This window comes from Synechococcus sp. H70.2, from assembly GCF_047462275.1.
GTDB lineage: Bacteria > Cyanobacteriota > Cyanobacteriia > Thermostichales > Thermostichaceae > Thermostichus.
Genome location: NZ_JANSIU010000004.1, coordinates 105939 through 121519 on the forward strand (window position 1 = coordinate 105939; position 15581 = coordinate 121519).

Below are 15581 nucleotides of genomic sequence, written 5' to 3' on the forward strand. Positions count from 1 at the left end.
CCCAATCGATGAGCAAAGCCCTGCTGACCGAGTGGCTGCTGGACTATTTCTACCAACGGCTGCCCTTTCCCAAAGAGTGGCTGCCCCAGGGGAGCTACTGGGTGGGGGGATCCCTGCGGGATGCCTACCTAGCTTGGCTGCGGGGCCAGCCTAGCGACCCCAAGGGGCCGTTGGATCTGGACTTAATGTGTCCAGCCGATCCCGTGGGGTGGGCGGCGGGGGTGGCACGGCGGCTGAAGGCTGGCTTTGTGGTGCTGGATGCGGAGCGACAGATTGCCCGCATTGTGCTGGGCCAAGGAAGGGCTTCTCCTCCCACGGCGGCGACGGTGGACGTAGCCCTGCAGGTGGGCCCCACGCCAGAGGCGGATCTGCGCCAGCGGGACTTCACCTGCAACGCCCTCGCCCTGGCGCTGCAAGAGGGGCAACTGTTGGATCCTACGGGCGGTCGGGCAGACATTGAGCAAGGGTGCCTGCGTATGGTTCACCCCGACAACCTCAGCGCCGATCCAGTGCGGCTGTTGCGGGCCTATCGCCAGGCAGCTCAGCTGGGGTTTGTGCTGGATCCAGCCACGGCAGAGGCGATTGGCCAGCGGGCTTCCCTCTTGGCCAGGGTGGCAGCAGAGCGGGTACGGACCGAGGTGGTGGCCCTCTTGGAGACCCGCATCCCGGGCCTGGCCCAGCTGCAGGCAGCGGTGGCGGCAGGGTTGCTGGTGGCTTGGCTGCCCCGCCTAACGCCCCAGAGCTGCGGCTTTGCCCAGGCTCAGGCAGTGTGGCAATGGGCTGAGATCTGGCAGCTCCAGTACCCCCGCACGCTGGCGGAGCTGGCCCAGCCTTTGGCGGATCGGCGCAGCGCCCTCTTGGCAACGGTGGTGGCAGCCCTACTGTGGGATCCGGCGGGCACCCCCGCCGAGACAGTGGAAGCGGAGCTGGAACGGCTGCGTTTCAGCCGGGCAGAGATGCGGGCCATTCAAAAACTGCACCAGCTTCTGCCCCAGTTCCAGCCCCTCCTAACCCACTCCCCCCCACCCAGCCAACAGTGGCGGCTCTATCACCAGGCGGGATCCCTCTTTGGCGGCCTGGCCCTCCTGGCAGCCGCCACCAGTAGCAGCCCCCAAAAGATAGAGCCCTGGCTCCAGCGCTACGAAGATCCCCAGGATCCCCTGGCCCATCTGGTGCCCCTCCTGGATGGCCGCGACCTGCTGCACACCTTAGGCGGTCGGCCCGGTCCCTGGGTAGGTCAGTTGTTGCAAGATCTCCAGGAAGCCCAAGCTTCGGGTCAGATCCAAACCCGTGCCGAGGCCCTTTCCTTTGCCCGCCGCTGGCGCGAGAGAAGCTCCCAACCCTAGCCAAAGCGATAGCCAAAGCCGCGCACCGTTACCAAATACTCGGGGTTACTGGGATCCACCTCCAGCTTTTCCCGCAGCCAGCGGATGTGGACATCCACAGTTTTGCTGTCACCCATGAAGTCGGATCCCCAAACCCGCTCTAGAAGCTGTTCCCGCGTCCAAACGCGGCGGGGATTGGACATGAACAGCTCCAACAGGCGAAACTCCTTGGGCGAGAGACTCACCTCCACCCCCCGCACCAACACCCGGCACTCCTGGGTAAACATGCAAATATCCCCGTAGCGGAGCACCGTGGCCTCGCTGGCGTAGGCCTGCTGCCGACGGCGCAACACGGAGCGACAGCGGGCAATGAGCTCCCGCATTCCAAAAGGCTTAGTTAGGTAGTCGTCGGCCCCCAGCTCCAGGCCCATCACCCGGTCGGCCTCGCTGCTTTTGGCTGTCAGCATCAAAATGGGGAGGGTGTTACCCTCCCTACGCAACAGACGGCATAGATCCAAGCCATTCAAACTGGGCAGCATTAGATCGAGGATCATCAAGTCCAGCCGCTCAGCTGTATGCACCAGCTCTAGCGCTTCTCGACCATCCGCTGCTTGCAAAACTCGGTACCCCTGTTCTTCAAGGGCAAGGGCAACCGTTTCTCGGATGGCATCCTCATCCTCCACCACCAGCAGGGTCTCCGAGAGGGGGGAAGCTTCCATAGGGTGGGAAAGGTGACTGGTCATGGAAAGGGTTGCTTGCATGGCAAACTCCGCCTCGCTTGCTCACAGGGAAAAGTCATCAGCAGCCGCTGGCTAGGATATCAAACTTGCCAGGCCGGCCAATAGAGGGAAGAAAAGGTGCCAAATCCCACTTCGAAAGTCCGCTGGAACCGCAAGGGTTCCACCAGCGGTTGGTTTAGGATGATTTAAGATCACGGCGGAGCTGCCTTTAGGCCACTGGCGCAGCCTGCCTATGTCGGGTTCTCGTTCTGCCCTCTGGGCGACTGGCGGAGCAATTTTACGGCTGCTGCGCTGGCACAAGCCGGCGGGACGCCTGATTTTGATGATCCCCGCCCTGTGGGGAGCCTTTTTAGCCGGAAGGGGAACGCCGCCCTGGCCCCTGGTCGGGATCATCATTCTGGGCAGTTTGGCGGCTAGCGGGGCAGGCTGTGTCATCAACGATCTTTGGGATCGGGACTTGGATCCGTTGGTGGAGCGCACCCGCAGCCGCCCTCTAGCTAGTCGCGAATTGAGTGTTGGCGTCGGCATGGCAATGGCAGTGCTGTGCTTGGCCTGTGCGGGGGGACTGGCGCTGTTTCTCAACCCGGTCAGCTTTGCCCTCTGCGTGGCGGCAGTGCCGGTGATTTTGCTCTACCCAGGGGCCAAGCGGGTGTTTCCAGTGCCCCAACTGGTTCTGGCCCTGGCTTGGGGGTTTGCCGTGCTCATCAGTTGGACGGCGGTGAGGGGTCAGGATCCCCGACTACCCCTGTGGGAGGAAGGACTAGGCTGGCTGTGGCTGGCCACAGTGCTATGGACCCTGGGGTTTGACACGGTCTATGCCCTCTCGGATCGAGAAGACGATGAGCGGGCCGGGATCCACTCCAGTGCCCGTTTCTTTGGCCGACAAACACCGACGGCGGTGGGGCTCTTTTTCCTGGGGACCACCCTTGCCCTCTTGGGGGCAGGGCTCAGCCTACGTTTGCACGGGGTTTACTTCCTCACCCTGGCTGTTGCCGCTGGTCTCTGGGCTCGGCAAACCTGGCAGCTTCACCGGCTTAACCCTTCCCCCCGCCTTTACCCAGCTATCTTTGGCGAAAACGTAGTGCAGGGCTTTATCCTGCTGGCGGGGATGATTGCCGGCTCTCTGCTAGGGGAGCCCTGGACCCCCTAGTTGGGATAGATGCGCAGGCGGCGGTTGGGCTCCTCGCCAAAACTCTGAGCTCGCAGGTGATAGTACTCCACTAACTGATGCTGCAGCTTGCGAATGTGGGCAGAGCGGGGGAGGAGTTCCACCGGCTGCGACTTGGGGATAACAATTTGCTCCACCGCCAGGCGAGCTTCCTCCAGAGCTTCCGCTTCTTCCCCAGAGCTAGCTTGAATAAACAGCTCCAGGTCAGAATCAGCCCCCTCCTCAATATTAAGGATGCGGCGCAGGGCGCTAGCCAGAGCAATCAAGGTATTGGCCTTGACGGTGTGAATGGGGATCTGGCGGGAGTGGGCCAGTTGCTGAATCTTGGAGCGGCTGCGCACCTGGGATCGCAAAGCCAAGACAATGTCGGCCTCATCCAAGTCTTTAGTAACCTGCGCCGGCAGCTGCAGGGTTCGGATGACCTGCTCCAGATGGAAACGGCTAACTCCGTAGGGATAGATCCTTAGAGGTCCCTCCGGATCCTGCTGGAGCTCTACTTCCTCTTCCTCCTCGGCTTTGGGCTCTGACTGAGGGCTAGGTAGAGGCACCGCTGAGGAGGAGACGGCTTCCTCCCCCTTTACTGAGGACAAGCCAGGCTGCTGCAGACGGGTCGCAACCGGCTCCAAAGGTAAAGGCTCCATGCAGCTAGAGCGGCCCCAGCTGCTTCCCAGGGAGGACAGGGTGCTGTCAGCAGGCGGCCACTGCGGTCGAGAGAGGGCGGGGCGTTCGTTCATGGCGGTGGTACTGCGCACAATCACCACTTGGCCGCGTTCGTCCAGGCTGCGTATTTGGATTGACGCCTCGCGGTTGCGCAAGAGGCGATCCACAGTGGCTGCCACATCTTCGTGGATAACCCAGCGGTGCCGCTCCAGCATTTCCACTGCAATCTCAAAAGTCGGGGGAGCCTTGCGCTCCAAGACACTCTTCTGGCAGCCCCGCCGCCGTGCCTCCTCATCCCCCAGGGTGACGGATTGGATCCCGCCTATGAGGTCCGAGAGGGTGGGGTTTTTGATCAAGTTTTCGATGCGGTTGCCATGGGCAGTAGCCACCAGTTGAACCCCCCGCTCGGCAATGGTGCGGGAGGCCAAAGCCTCCTGCTCAGTGCCAATCTCGTCGATGATTACCACCTCCGGCATGTGGTTTTCCACCGCCTCAATCATCACCTTGTGCTGCAGCTCGGGACTGGCCACCTGCATGCGTCTGGCTCGACCAATCCCTGGGTGGGGCACATCGCCATCGCCAGCAATCTCGTTGGAGGTGTCAATGATAATGACTCGTTTGTGCAGCTCGTCCGCCAAAACGCGGGCAATTTCTCGCAGGGCAGTGGTTTTACCCACCCCTGGTCGGCCCAGCAACAGCATTGAGCGGCCCTGCTCCACCAGATCGCGGATCATGTTGATGACGCCGACCACGCAGCGGCCCACCCGACAGGTCAGGCCGATGATTGTGCCCTGGCGGTTGCGGATGGCGCTAATCCGGTGCAGAGTTGAGGCAATGCCAGCCCGGTTGTCGCTGCTAAACTCTCCCACTTGGCTGATGACCAAATCCAGGTCGGCGCGGCTAACCACTTCTTCGGAGAGGTACTCAGCAAAGCCGGGGAAACGAGCTTCTGGGCGGCGGCCCAAATCCAGAACCACCTCCACCAGCCGATCCAAGTAGGGATGCTGCTGCAGCCGCTCCCGGATGGCTGCAGGCAGAACGTCCAGGAGCTTGTTGAGGTCGTCGTTGTAAAGGACTTGTCCAGGGAAGGGGGTGTGTTCACCTAGGAGGTGGGGGTTCCTCTGCAAGTCCACCGCCGGGTTAAAGGGCTGGGCTGAGAAACTCATGGTCGGTCGAGCGACGCTGTTAAACACTGGAAAGACAGCTCTGTCGGAGGGCAACTGGCCGCTGCTTTACCTGCTGCACCAACTGCTTGGCCAACAGGATCCCTGTTGCCAGGCCAGACCCTTCCTCGAGATAGGCAGCCACCAACTGTCGGGCATAGCTGCCAAAGGCAATCCCCGCCACTGGCCAAGAGGGATCCAACAGCGACACCGTTTGCGCATTGGTTCCTCCTGCTAGTTGCACATAGCCAGGCAGGCCCATATCCAACACCTTGCGGGCCAACCTTAGGGTGGCCTTGCTGGTGCCAGCTCCAATGTCTCCACTCATGGGCCGGCCATCCACCTGCCAGATCAACACCTCCGGCAAGGGATCCATCAAGGCCAACACATCCCGCAAATAGGCCTCCAGGCCGGGACCCTCGTTAAAGCTAATCGAAACGGCCTGCAGCTGCCCCAGCCATGGCCGCAGGGATCCCCACACTTGCTCAAACTGCTTCTGCCGGCCAACACGGGTGTGGATTTCCACCGCCTGAACGCCCAGCTCCAGCAAACAGGGCAAGACTTCCGCCACCGCCACCTGGTAGCCGAGGGTGGTGATGCGCTGGTAGGGGCAAACAGGCTCGCAGCGGCCACAGCCATAGCACAGATCTGCCTGGATGTGAACCTGAACAGAGGCAGACGCCGGCGCACCCAGCGGCACCACGGCATGGGGGGGGCAGACCGCCACACAAGGCTGTGAGCATTCGGCCGGGCAGGCAGCCTCCGTCAGGACGGCCTTGCGGAAATGGACATCCTCACCGTCGTTGAGGCTAACCATCAGCCATGGGGATCCCGCCTGCGGGTCTTCGGCTTGGGCTCGCTGGATCCCTTGCTGCGCAGCCCGTACAATGGCCGGCTCAGCGGCAACGTCAATGCAGTCGGCACCGGCCAGCGTGTAGAGAAAGGCTAACTCCCGAATTGAGGGCAAGTGGTGGAAACTTGCGCCGCAGATGAGCTTAAACCAAGTACCCTGTTGCAGCGAAGCTTTCGGCGAGGTCACAGATACAGCCACCAGCAAGGCCGCCTACTTGAGATAGTAGCAAAGAATTCTCTGAGAGTCTGAGCCAATCCTCAGGCGCTCTGCAGGGCGTCCTTCAGGGGTTGCCACCGAATTGATCGCTCTCGAGCCAGCTCCACCACAAATTTCACGCCCTTGTCTTCTTGGCTCAGCTTCACCAAGTAGGAGAGCTCTTGCCGGCTGAGGACATGCCCCTCGTAAAACCAAAACACCAGTCCTTTGGCTTTGGGGGGCAGGCTGGCGCGGTACTGCTCAATCAACGAGGGGTAGAAATAGGTGCGCCGCTGCGATTTCCCTAGGGTGGCAGGCCGCACCCCATGGCTGCGCGTTAAATAGCTGGCCAGATCCCCAATTCCCTTGCTGGAGAGGGTAACCACCTCATAGCCGGCCCCGCGCAGCCGCCGCAGGTAGTGCCCTTCGGATCCCCCTTCCGGGGTAACAAACATGGCCAAAGCCCCAGATTGCTCGAGCTGTTGCACAAACTTGGCCCCTGAGCCAACCAGCAACATAAGAAACCTCAAAACCCGCCTTGCCCCTGCCCATTGTAGCGGGAGTGTACCCCCGGCTGGGGATAGAAGTCTCCGATAGAACTCATAGAAACCCCCGGCCTTTCCTGGCTTGCTGGAGGAGTGGTTAGAATGGGGATCGAAAAGAGAGCAACAGCCAATGGCTCAACCAAGTTATCCTGTAACCAAGAGCGACGCCGAGTGGCGCCAGCTGCTTACTGAAGAACAGTACTACGTGCTGCGTCAAGAAGGAACTGAGCCCCCCTTCCGCAATGCCTACTACAACCACAAGGCGCCAGGGATCTATGTCTGTGCTGGCTGTGGGCAGGAGCTCTTTTCCTCGGCAGCCAAGTACGACAGTGGCACTGGCTGGCCCAGTTTTTGGGAACCCATTGCCCCTCATGTGATTGGCACCAAGACAGATTGGAAACTGCTCGTGCCGCGCACTGAGGTGCACTGCTCCCGCTGTGGCGGCCATTTGGGGCATGTGTTTCCAGACGGCCCCCCGCCAACGGGCTTGCGCTACTGCATTAACTCGGCAGCCCTGAAGTTTATTCCAGCCAACGCCTAGGCTTTGCCAAGGGCAGCTTTTTTGAGCCACCTGCTGGGGTGAGCATGTCGGACTACACCTTTTGGGATGCTGCCTTGGTTCTGCTGCGGGAGGGCCTGGAGGCTCTCTTGGTGCTGTTGGCCCTGGTGGCGCTTCTCAGTAAGAGCGGGCAGTCGGCCCAGCGCCAATGGGTGTGGCTGGGAGGAGCAGTGGGTCTACTGGCCGCCGTGCTGCTTGGCCTCTTAGTCAAGCTGTTTTTCCAGCAGCTCCTTACCCACACCCGCCAAGAGGTGCTGGAGGGGATCACTGGGCTGGTGGCAGCAGGTCTGTTGTTTTCCGTCAGCTTTTGGCTGCACCGGCGGGCCGCCATTGCCGCTTGGCAAACCTTTGTGCAAGAACAAGCCCAGGCAGCGCTTGCCAGGGGCCAGATTTTCTCCCTAGCTTTCCTGGCCTTTACGGCGGTGTTTCGCGAAGGGGCGGAAACGGTGTTGTTTTATGTGGGATTGGCCCCTTCCCTAGCACCCAAGGATCTCTGGCTGGGGATCGGCTTGGGAGCCCTGATCCTAGGGGGGATGGCGGTTTTGCTGCTGCAGGTGGGGCTAAAGCTGCCCTTGAAGGCTTTTTTCCGGGGTTTAAGCCTGCTGATTTTCTACTTGGGCTTTAAGTTCCTGGGCAGCGGCCTCCATGCTTTGCAAGCAGCAAGTTGGTTGCCCACCACTGCTCTAGCTGGGATCCCCAGGCTACGCTGGCTGGGGATTTATCCCACCTGGCAAACGCTGCTACCCCAACTGGCAGTGTTGGCAATAGCTATTGTCTGGTGGCTACAGCCGTGGCAGTGGACTAGTTTCCCCCAAAAGCCTTCTTCCTAAAGGGAGAAGCTACCCCACCCCCTGCTTGCTGCTTAGCTCCCCACCCACAGAGAAGAGCGGAGGAGAGCATCTTCCTAGCTTACCAGTACGGCTCGAGCGGCTGCAGCAGTATAAGCACGAGCTCTTTTACTAAGGGCCAGGGACCCCTTCAGGTGTCGTAAACCCGGCACTCGACAGCATCAGGGTTTTCGGCGCAGTGCTGCTCTAGGCTGCTAGGAGCCTTTTGCTGGTGGCTGCGGGCTGCCAACACTTCCTCCACAGCATCCCAGGCTGCACGGCAATGGGGATCCCCTTCGCCGTACTCAGAGCAGATCTTGCGGGCATTTTCCAGCTCTTTGGCAATGACTTCAGACAGTCCCATATGCTCAAGCTCCTTTAGACAGGACGGGGCCTGTAGCCCCCGGATATAGGCGGTTGGCAACGACCTCCGCTAGGGCAAAATCTGTCTACTGGCCCTACCGCTGAGTCTCAAAGAGTGCCTTAACTGCCAACCGATCTATCTCGTTGCTTTCACTTTTAATTTTAAGGGACAGCGGCAGGGGGTCGCCGCCACGCTTTTGCAATCTCTTCGGGATCACCTCCAACTGCCAAACAATTGGCTAATCTGTTGCCGCACCTGTTCTGGGGATCCCTGTTGGCGCACCTGTCCTTGCGCCAGAAAGATTGCCCCGTCTGCCCATTCCAGCTCTGTCAGCCGGTGGGTTACCCAAAGGGCAGTGATCCCCTCTTGATCCACCAGGCGGCGGATGCAGCGCAGCAGATCCTTTTGGCTATCGGGATCCAAGAGAGCCGTTGGCTCGTCCAACAGCAGAACTTCGCAGTGCCGGGCCAGGGCCCCAGCCACTGCCACCCGCTGCTTCTGCCCACCGCTAAGGCCGTGAATGGGGCGGCGGATCAAGTGGCGCAAGCCCACCTGCTCCAGGGCCATCTCTACCCGCTTCTGGATTTCTTCCAACGTGAGGGGCTCTGCTCCCAACCCAAAAGCTACATCCGCCCCCACTGTTGGCATAAACAGCTGCTGATCCGGGTTTTGAAACACGTAGCCTAGCCGCCCCTGCACCTCCCAGAACCCCGCCAGGGGCTGGGGATGGGTGAGCACTCCCGACAGCAGTTGTAGCAATGTCGACTTGCCACTGCCATTGGGCCCCAGCAGCATCCACAACTGGCCTTTGGGAATGGCAAAGCTGCACTCCTGCAGAACCGGCGGACGCCCTGGCCAGGCAAAGGTCAAGCCCTCCACCCGGATGGCCAACGAGGATTCTCGGCTAGGGAGGGGAGTCTTCATACAAGAGACTCCTAGAGAGGTGGCCTTAGCTCTGCAGCTGGGCCAAAAACCCAGGTCGGACTCCCAGGGGTGCAGCGCCGGACCTGGAGGAGGTCATCTGCACACCACACAGCTCGCCGGTAAGCAAGAACACCTTTTTGCCAGTGCGGTCGCAGGTTAGCTCCAGGCTCTGCGGGGATCCGTTGCGAAGAGCTTCAACCACACTCTGATAGGCGCGGTTGGCCGCTTCCTCCTCTTTTTGGTGGATGACGATGGGGGCGGGATTTCCCTTCAGAAGCAATTCCAGGGTATACATGGCTAACTGTTCGCGTAGGGGGCTGTGGACACCTGATCCCAGTATCCTAGATCCCAGACCTAGGGGCAGGGGCGAGCGGAAGGAGGATCCCCTGGAGTGAGACTGGCAAACCAACTCGACAGGGCCGCCGGCAGGCAGAGGCCAGGGTTGCCCTCAATGTGGAGCCGTTCCAGCCGCGGCAGTTCTGCCAAAAAGCCGGGCAACTCGCCTGTGAGCTGGTTACGGGCCAGGCGCAGATCCCGTAATTGCTTGAGTTGGGCTAGCTCTGGCGGCAGGGATCCGCTGAGGCGGTTGTCCGACAGGTACAGATTCTCCAGGTGGCGCAGTTGCCCCAGTTGGGGCGGAATGGGCCCAGAGAGTTGGTTGCGATCCAAAAACAGGCCCCTCAGGGAGCTCATCTGGCCCAGTTGGCTGGGAATGGCGCCGCTGAGCTGGTTGTTTTGTAGGCTGAGGTTTTCTAGGCGGCTGAGCTGCCCCAGCTCGGCAGGAATAGGCCCGGAGAGCTGGTTGTGATCCAAAAACAACCCCCGCAGCTTGTGCAGTTGCCCTAGCTCCGGCGGAATGGGGCCGGAGAACTGGTTATAGTCCAGAAACAGGTTTTCCAACTCGCTCAGTTGCCCCAGCTCGGCGGGGATGGGGCCAGAAAGCTGGTTGTAACTGAGAGACAAAGCCCGCAGGCGGTGGAATTGGCCAATCTCCGGCGGCAGGGATCCGCTCAGCCCGCGGCGATCCAATACCAACTGAACCAGACATTGATCCGTATCGAACAGAGCCACCTCTTCCACCGCCACCTGGGGACGGCCCAGCGCGGCCAGGATTTGCCGCAGCAAGCGCGGCTCCCGCTCCCTACAGGAGGGGGCAGACCAGACCAGTGTCCCCCAGCTCAGCCAAGCCCCAATTGCCAGCAAGAGCAAAATCCGAGCTTGTCTTTTGACTGATCCCATTGCCCCTTCCCGGCCAACGTCTTAAGGCAGCATAACTCCCGTCCAGATCCTTGCCAACTGCTAGCTGGGGGAAGGGGCAACCGTTCCAGAGCAGGGCGCCAGGCAGGATCTTAGGATTGGCTGCCTTGAGAGCGCTGGATCACCTCAGCTTCGCTTAGAGGGGTAGGGGCGTGGAAAGACAGGCACCAGGGAGTTTGGACTTTGCAGGGCGGGTGAAGCTCCTGCGAGGAGAGGTAGAATTGCCCCACCTTCAGGATCGCTACATCCTCGCCGCTTCCCCCCCTCTGGGCAATTTGCTCGCGCACCACCTCGATAGCCGCTGGCGACGTGACCCGGCCAAAGAACTGGGTGGAGCAGTTGGCAATAATGTTGTGGTCGATGCTTTTGGGAGCCTGGGTGGCGAAAATGAGGCCCAGGCCGTATTTGCGCGCTTGGGCGGCTAGGCGCAGCAGGCTCTGCTTGCAGGGGGTAGTCCCCTGGGAGGGCACAAAGTCTTTGGCCTCGTCGATGGCCAACAGCCCGCGCACTGGCGCTTCCGGCGGAGCGGGGTTTTTCTTGATCCAGGCAAACAGCGCCATGGCCAGTTGGTTTACAAATTGCTGCTGTTCGCCCAGGGTAGGAAGACCCACCAGGTTGATGACCGACACGCGGGTTTTGCCATAGCCTGCGCCCAGCCCCAACAGGCTGGCCGGATCCAACGCCGTGCCGCTTTGACTGAGCAGCTTGTTGTTGACCATGGCAGCCTTGAGGAGATTGGCCATCTGCAGGGCCAGTTGCGGAGCCTTGCTGATATCGGCTCCTGCTTCTGGGGGCAGATCTGCCAGGAACTCGGCAAACTCGGCCAGGGATCCGGGCTGGTGGGTGGCAAAGTACTTCAAAGCTGCCCTGAGAACTCCCCGCTTCAGTTGGTCGCTGACAGTCTTGCCGGGGGCCACGATTTCCTGAAGGGTGCCCCAGGCGATGTCGACGGCCTGATCCAGCTCTTCAGGATCGTCAGCCAGCGCAGCAAAGTCCGGCAGGGGGGCGAGGGTGAGGGGGTTACCTGCTGCCAGCCCAGGGGTCCAAATCACCACTTCGGTTTGGGCAAAGTAGCGCTCTGCCTTGGCCTGGTCTTCCTCTGTCCAGCCTTGGGGGGCAGCAGGCCAGGGATCCCCCAGGCGGGCCAAGTCGTTGGCAGCATCGATAACGATGGAAGGGATCCCTTGCAAAGCTGCCTCCTCCACGATGCGTCGCAAAAGCACCGTTTTCCCAGAGCCGCTGCCGGCCAGGATCACGGTGTGCCGCACCAGCTCTGGGACGGGCAGAAAGACCGGATCCCCTTCTCGGTTGGCCACCCAACGCCGCCCGACAAACAAACCTGTCAGGTGCAGATCCTGCTTGGCTTGAGGGGCCTTGCCGTTCTCTACCCTAGAAAGTGAGAAATCCCCTTTTGGAGTTTCCTGCCCAGGGATCCCTTCCTTCAGCCAGGCGAGGATCTTGGCCAAACCCGAATCAGGCTCGGCGGCTGCCAGTTGGGCAAGGGGTTGCCGCTCGGCCAGCCAGTCCGTAAAACCGGGCCTGGATTTGAGCTGTTCTAGGGCCAGCAGAACCCTGATTGCCCTTTCGCTGGGCTGCCAGTGGATCCCGCCCTCCGCAAGAAAACTCTGCCACAATTTTTGGCTTACCCGGCCTCTGGGCACTGGTATCGTGCGCACCACCACCAGCTTGCGAGATCGCAGGGCCGGATCGATCCCGGCGGCTGTCTTGGCGGCTCCCAAGCGGGCCTGGAAGGCCTTGGGATTACCTGACTGGATGGCTATCAGACAAAGGTGCTTTTCTCGCTCGTTGGCCTCATGGAAGATCAGGCGCAAACGAGAATGCATCTGGGAAAAGCTTGTGGCTCCAGGGAAATCCATTTCAATTTGGGTGCCGATGCTGGCCGGCAACTTTGCTTGCCGAACGAGAAAGTCACATACAGAAGTCAAAAGTTCTTTCCATGGCTCATCTTTGTTTTCCTGTAAATATGGAGAGATATCAGCATTTTGCTTGAACTTCTCAAACTCGCGATCCAGTTCCTGCAGAGAAGCACTTGAAGTAGTAAGAGGAGAACCGGAGGATCCTAACTCGATAACTTTCCCTTCTTTCAAGCAGCTCTCTCTGTGCTCATGGCATTTTTGCAAAAGAGCTCGAGGAGATAGAAATTGATTACTTTCAAAAAACTCCGGCTTAAAGGGGTAGGAGGAATAGGGAGGGGTAAAGCCAACCTTGCGATAGGCTTTTTCTAAGCGAGGGACAACAACAGCCTCAGCAGTACCTGCAGAGGGAAGAAGCGTAAAGACAGAATGGGACTCAAAGCGACCTGAAAGCGTAGAAACAGCCGTCTTTGTTAGGATTTCCCAAGAGTGTTCTAGGCAGGAGACAACCACAAGAGATCGAGAGAGATAATCTCGTAGCGCAATAAGACCGCCTCCAATGCTGTGAATGATATTTTCCGTGGCCTTTGCTTCTGCCCCTGATTCTTCTGAAGCTATATGAAATTGCATAATGATTGGATCCAGTTGATCCAAAGCAACTACAGTGGGCCCCCTCAGGCTCATGAGCCAAGAAAGCCCCGCGACGATCTCGCTGGGAGTTAAGCCTGGCGAGACAAAGCCAAACCTTTGCTTCGTCTCCGGATCATCTACACCTAGGCCCTCTATCCAGCTAATTCCAGCTGCAGCTATTGCAAAGTCGGCAGAGTTGGCCAAAATCATGGCCCGCACACAGTCTTGATACTTAAGTGTTTTACTCTTATCTTGAGTAAACAGCCATTGCAGAACTCGGTTGACAACTCTGACCAAGAGGTCAGGAGGAAATTCGGCAATCTCTTCTGCCTTCTTAGGACTGGCCAGGGCCTTCAGGAAGATTTGATCGAGAACCTTTCTTAACTGACTTCTTCCATCTGGCTCTTCCTGTATCAGGGATGTAAGGTACCCTTGAACTACCGTTTTCCAGAAATCTTTCACATCTGTCATGTCCACCAGGACAAATCCCACGCCCCTTTCAAAGCAGCGCTGTCTCAATACCCTGAGCAGGTGGGTCTTCCCAGTACCGCTGCTGCCGAGGACAGGGATCCCCAGCGGAGACTCGCTTTGGGGGGATTGGATCAACTTCTCCAGCCGCTCAAATAGCCGCTTTCTAACTTCTCCATTAAGATCGGGGACGTCAAACTCTGGTGGCTGCCAGATTTTCTTCAGGTGAACCGTCCAATCAAAATCAACTTCCCTGAGAGCCTCAAGGGCCTTTTGTTGTTCTTCTGCACTCTGCATGCTTAACTCCTAATTCGCAGAAAGTATCTTTTGGCGCCGGAGAGGGTAATAGCTGCCGCCTCGATTGCGGGAGTGATAGATAAGGGATCGTCAATAGGCATCAATACAATCTTGGTCTGGCGATCTAAAGCCACAAGAGCCTGATCCAGTTGCTGGCGTGGAACTTGGGGAAATCTTTGGCGCAGATCTGATAGGTAAACCCGGGAGTGGCGTCCTCCCATCTCCTCACAAGTTCGAAAGACCTTCTCGAGGAAGGCGGGATCGACTTTTGCTTGGCCAAAATCGGAAGGAGGTTGGCCAGAGCCGGCTGGCTTGAGGACATGGGCCAAGGGAACGCTCTCCCGCTGCACGTAGTCCACCAAAATTTCCAAGACCTTTTGCAAAACGACTGCTGCCTCCGGTGACTTGGAACGGGCAATGGCCGTTGGAGGTGTGGTGGAGGCCCAGTCCCAGGCCTTGTCAGTTAGTGCAAGCCGAGCTACTTTCCTTCCCTTTTCAACTGTGGTCTTGTATTCAATGAGGCCCCTTTCCTCCAGCAGCTTGAGCTCCTTGGCGCTGTGCTTTGGCTTCAGCTGGGACTTGGCCGGTTCCTCCCCCGTTAGCAGAAGCTTCCAGAGCAAAATTTCGCTCTTGGGCAACAAAGAGGTCATCTTCTCACTCTCCAACTCGCCTCAAAGCCGGCTCCGTTGCTGTTGAATTACCTTGCGGATCATCTCCACCGCCCGCTCGCAGTCGCTCATCACCAGATCGTTGGGGATCCGCAACACCAAGTAGCCGGAAATCAGCAGTTGGTAGTCCCGCAGGCGATCCTGGTAGTAGCGGTCTCGGCTGCAGTGCTCTGGCCCGTCCACTTCCACCACCACCTTGCCCTCCCGCCAAAGGAGATCTGCTAGAAAGGATTGCCCGGTTACACTTTGTAACACTTGGTTAAACTCTAGCAGATCCTTGAGCTGCGGGTCCGCTGCCACCCGCTCGGCTAGCTTCTTCTCTGCCAGGCTAAAGGGGTGAGGGGATCCCTTGCAACCCACCACCACCTGCACCGAGCTGTCGAACTCCTCCCGCCTCTCCGGGAGCGGCACCTGGAGGGCGCCGTAGCTCACGGAAGCCAATTCAGGGTGAGCGGCCAAAGCACTCGGCACCACCAGCACCAGCCGTGCTTGACTGTGGTCGGCCAACCAGGTAGCTGCCTTGGCCAAGCCGAGGAGGTAGCTGGGCGCCGGCTCTGGCTCATCGGTTGCTAAAGCCAAGGTTAGCTCGCGAGGGGCAATGGCTTTAGCCAGTTGTTGCACCTGGATTGCCCGCTGGATCCCTGGCACCACAGGCAGGCGTTGCTGCTGGCACAAGTGCATTGCTGCCCTAAGCCAGGTACTGGAAATGGCGGGATCCCGTTTTACGGACAGCTCTCGGGCGCGGAGGCGATTGAGAACCTGGGCCTCTGCCGTTCTGCCCGGCTCAAACTTTTCTCCATACCAATAGGGCCAGAGGGATAGAGCTACCTCCGCCAGCACCTGCAGACACTCGTCAAGGATGACATCCTGAGCCGGAATTCGGTGCCAAAGCTTGGAGACAAAGACCGTCTCCCGAGTTTCAGCCTCTTCCGCCAAAATTGCCAGCGCCTCCTCCACGGACGGCGCTAGCAACAGCTTTACCTCCCCCTCTTTGCCCAGGTCTGGCCACGAAAGAACGGCCACCTCGCCCTTCCCCCCTGCCTTTCTAACTAACTAAAAATCCT

Annotated in this window: 15 protein-coding genes; 4 read left to right on the plus strand and 11 right to left on the minus strand. The window is 59.4% G+C overall.

The window, feature by feature from the left end; genetic code table 11:
- Nucleotides 1–8: 8 nt before the first annotated feature.
- Entirely contained in the window at nucleotides 9–1346 is a 1338-nt protein-coding gene (locus NW822_RS05510; protein ID WP_414403780.1) for a CCA tRNA nucleotidyltransferase, read from the plus strand.
- Here the strand turns inward: NW822_RS05510 and NW822_RS05515 are convergent.
- Nucleotides 1343–2086, minus strand: coding sequence for a response regulator (locus NW822_RS05515; RefSeq protein WP_414403781.1), 744 nt, complete (start codon nucleotides 2084–2086; stop codon nucleotides 1343–1345). The genes NW822_RS05510 and NW822_RS05515 overlap by 4 nt on opposite strands.
- Before the next feature lie 211 nt (nucleotides 2087–2297).
- Between NW822_RS05515 and NW822_RS05520 the strand changes: the two genes are divergently transcribed.
- Nucleotides 2298–3215 (plus strand): 4-hydroxybenzoate solanesyltransferase, encoded by a 918-nt coding sequence (locus NW822_RS05520; protein WP_414403782.1) that lies wholly within the window; start codon nucleotides 2298–2300, stop codon nucleotides 3213–3215.
- On the opposite strand, the gene NW822_RS05525 is transcribed toward NW822_RS05520, so the two are convergent.
- Genes NW822_RS05525 through ndhN form a run of 3 tightly spaced genes read right to left on the minus strand, consistent with a single transcriptional unit; the run spans nucleotide 3212 to nucleotide 6622 of the window.
- The gene (locus NW822_RS05525; protein WP_414403783.1) at nucleotides 3212–5059 is read right to left on the minus strand and encodes a R3H domain-containing nucleic acid-binding protein; all 1848 of its coding nucleotides are present in this window, start codon (nucleotides 5057–5059) and stop codon (nucleotides 3212–3214) included. The genes NW822_RS05520 and NW822_RS05525 overlap by 4 nt on opposite strands.
- Nucleotides 5060–5078: 19 nt before the next feature.
- Nucleotides 5079–6107 (minus strand): LdpA C-terminal domain-containing domain, encoded by a 1029-nt coding sequence (locus NW822_RS05530; protein ID WP_414403784.1) that lies wholly within the window; start codon nucleotides 6105–6107, stop codon nucleotides 5079–5081.
- 59 nt (nucleotides 6108–6166) lie between these two features.
- Nucleotides 6167–6622 (minus strand): NAD(P)H-quinone oxidoreductase subunit N, encoded by a 456-nt coding sequence (gene ndhN / locus NW822_RS05535; RefSeq protein WP_414362498.1) that lies wholly within the window; start codon nucleotides 6620–6622, stop codon nucleotides 6167–6169.
- 157 nt (nucleotides 6623–6779) lie between these two features.
- Here ndhN and msrB point away from each other — a divergent pair, with 157 nt between their 5' ends.
- Both msrB and NW822_RS05545 read left to right on the plus strand, forming a co-directional pair.
- A complete protein-coding gene (msrB, locus tag NW822_RS05540) occupies nucleotides 6780–7190 on the plus strand; it encodes a peptide-methionine (R)-S-oxide reductase MsrB (protein ID WP_414362497.1) in 411 nt (136 codons plus the stop codon).
- A 44-nt stretch (nucleotides 7191–7234) separates the two neighbouring features.
- Nucleotides 7235–8038, plus strand: a complete 804-nt coding sequence (locus NW822_RS05545; protein ID WP_414403785.1) for an FTR1 family iron permease — start codon at nucleotides 7235–7237, stop codon at nucleotides 8036–8038.
- Nucleotides 8039–8186: 148 nt separating this feature from the next.
- On the opposite strand, the gene NW822_RS05550 is transcribed toward NW822_RS05545, so the two are convergent.
- The 7 genes from NW822_RS05550 to NW822_RS05580 all read right to left on the minus strand — a co-directional run bounded on the left by NW822_RS05550 (nucleotide 8187) and on the right by NW822_RS05580 (nucleotide 15540).
- Nucleotides 8187–8399 (minus strand): CP12 domain-containing protein, encoded by a 213-nt coding sequence (locus NW822_RS05550; RefSeq protein WP_414362495.1) that lies wholly within the window; start codon nucleotides 8397–8399, stop codon nucleotides 8187–8189.
- A gap of 213 nt (nucleotides 8400–8612) precedes the next feature.
- Nucleotides 8613–9323: an energy-coupling factor ABC transporter ATP-binding protein gene (locus NW822_RS05555; RefSeq protein WP_414362494.1), complete on the minus strand. Its 711-nt coding sequence runs from the start codon at nucleotides 9321–9323 to the stop codon at nucleotides 8613–8615.
- A 25-nt stretch (nucleotides 9324–9348) separates the two neighbouring features.
- The gene (locus NW822_RS05560) at nucleotides 9349–9618 is read right to left on the minus strand and encodes a hypothetical protein (protein ID WP_414362493.1); all 270 of its coding nucleotides are present in this window, start codon (nucleotides 9616–9618) and stop codon (nucleotides 9349–9351) included.
- A gap of 59 nt (nucleotides 9619–9677) precedes the next feature.
- Entirely contained in the window at nucleotides 9678–10562 is an 885-nt protein-coding gene (locus tag NW822_RS05565) for a hypothetical protein (RefSeq protein WP_414403786.1), read from the minus strand.
- Between the two features lie 110 nt (nucleotides 10563–10672).
- The gene (locus tag NW822_RS05570; RefSeq protein WP_414403787.1) at nucleotides 10673–13849 is read right to left on the minus strand and encodes a helicase HerA domain-containing protein; all 3177 of its coding nucleotides are present in this window, start codon (nucleotides 13847–13849) and stop codon (nucleotides 10673–10675) included.
- A 2-nt stretch (nucleotides 13850–13851) separates the two neighbouring features.
- Nucleotides 13852–14499, minus strand: coding sequence for a hypothetical protein (locus NW822_RS05575; protein WP_414403788.1), 648 nt, complete (start codon nucleotides 14497–14499; stop codon nucleotides 13852–13854).
- A 21-nt stretch (nucleotides 14500–14520) separates the two neighbouring features.
- On the minus strand, nucleotides 14521–15540 hold the full coding sequence (locus NW822_RS05580) for an endonuclease domain-containing protein (protein WP_414403789.1): 1020 nt from the start codon (nucleotides 15538–15540) through the stop codon (nucleotides 14521–14523).
- Nucleotides 15541–15581 lie beyond the last annotated feature (41 nt).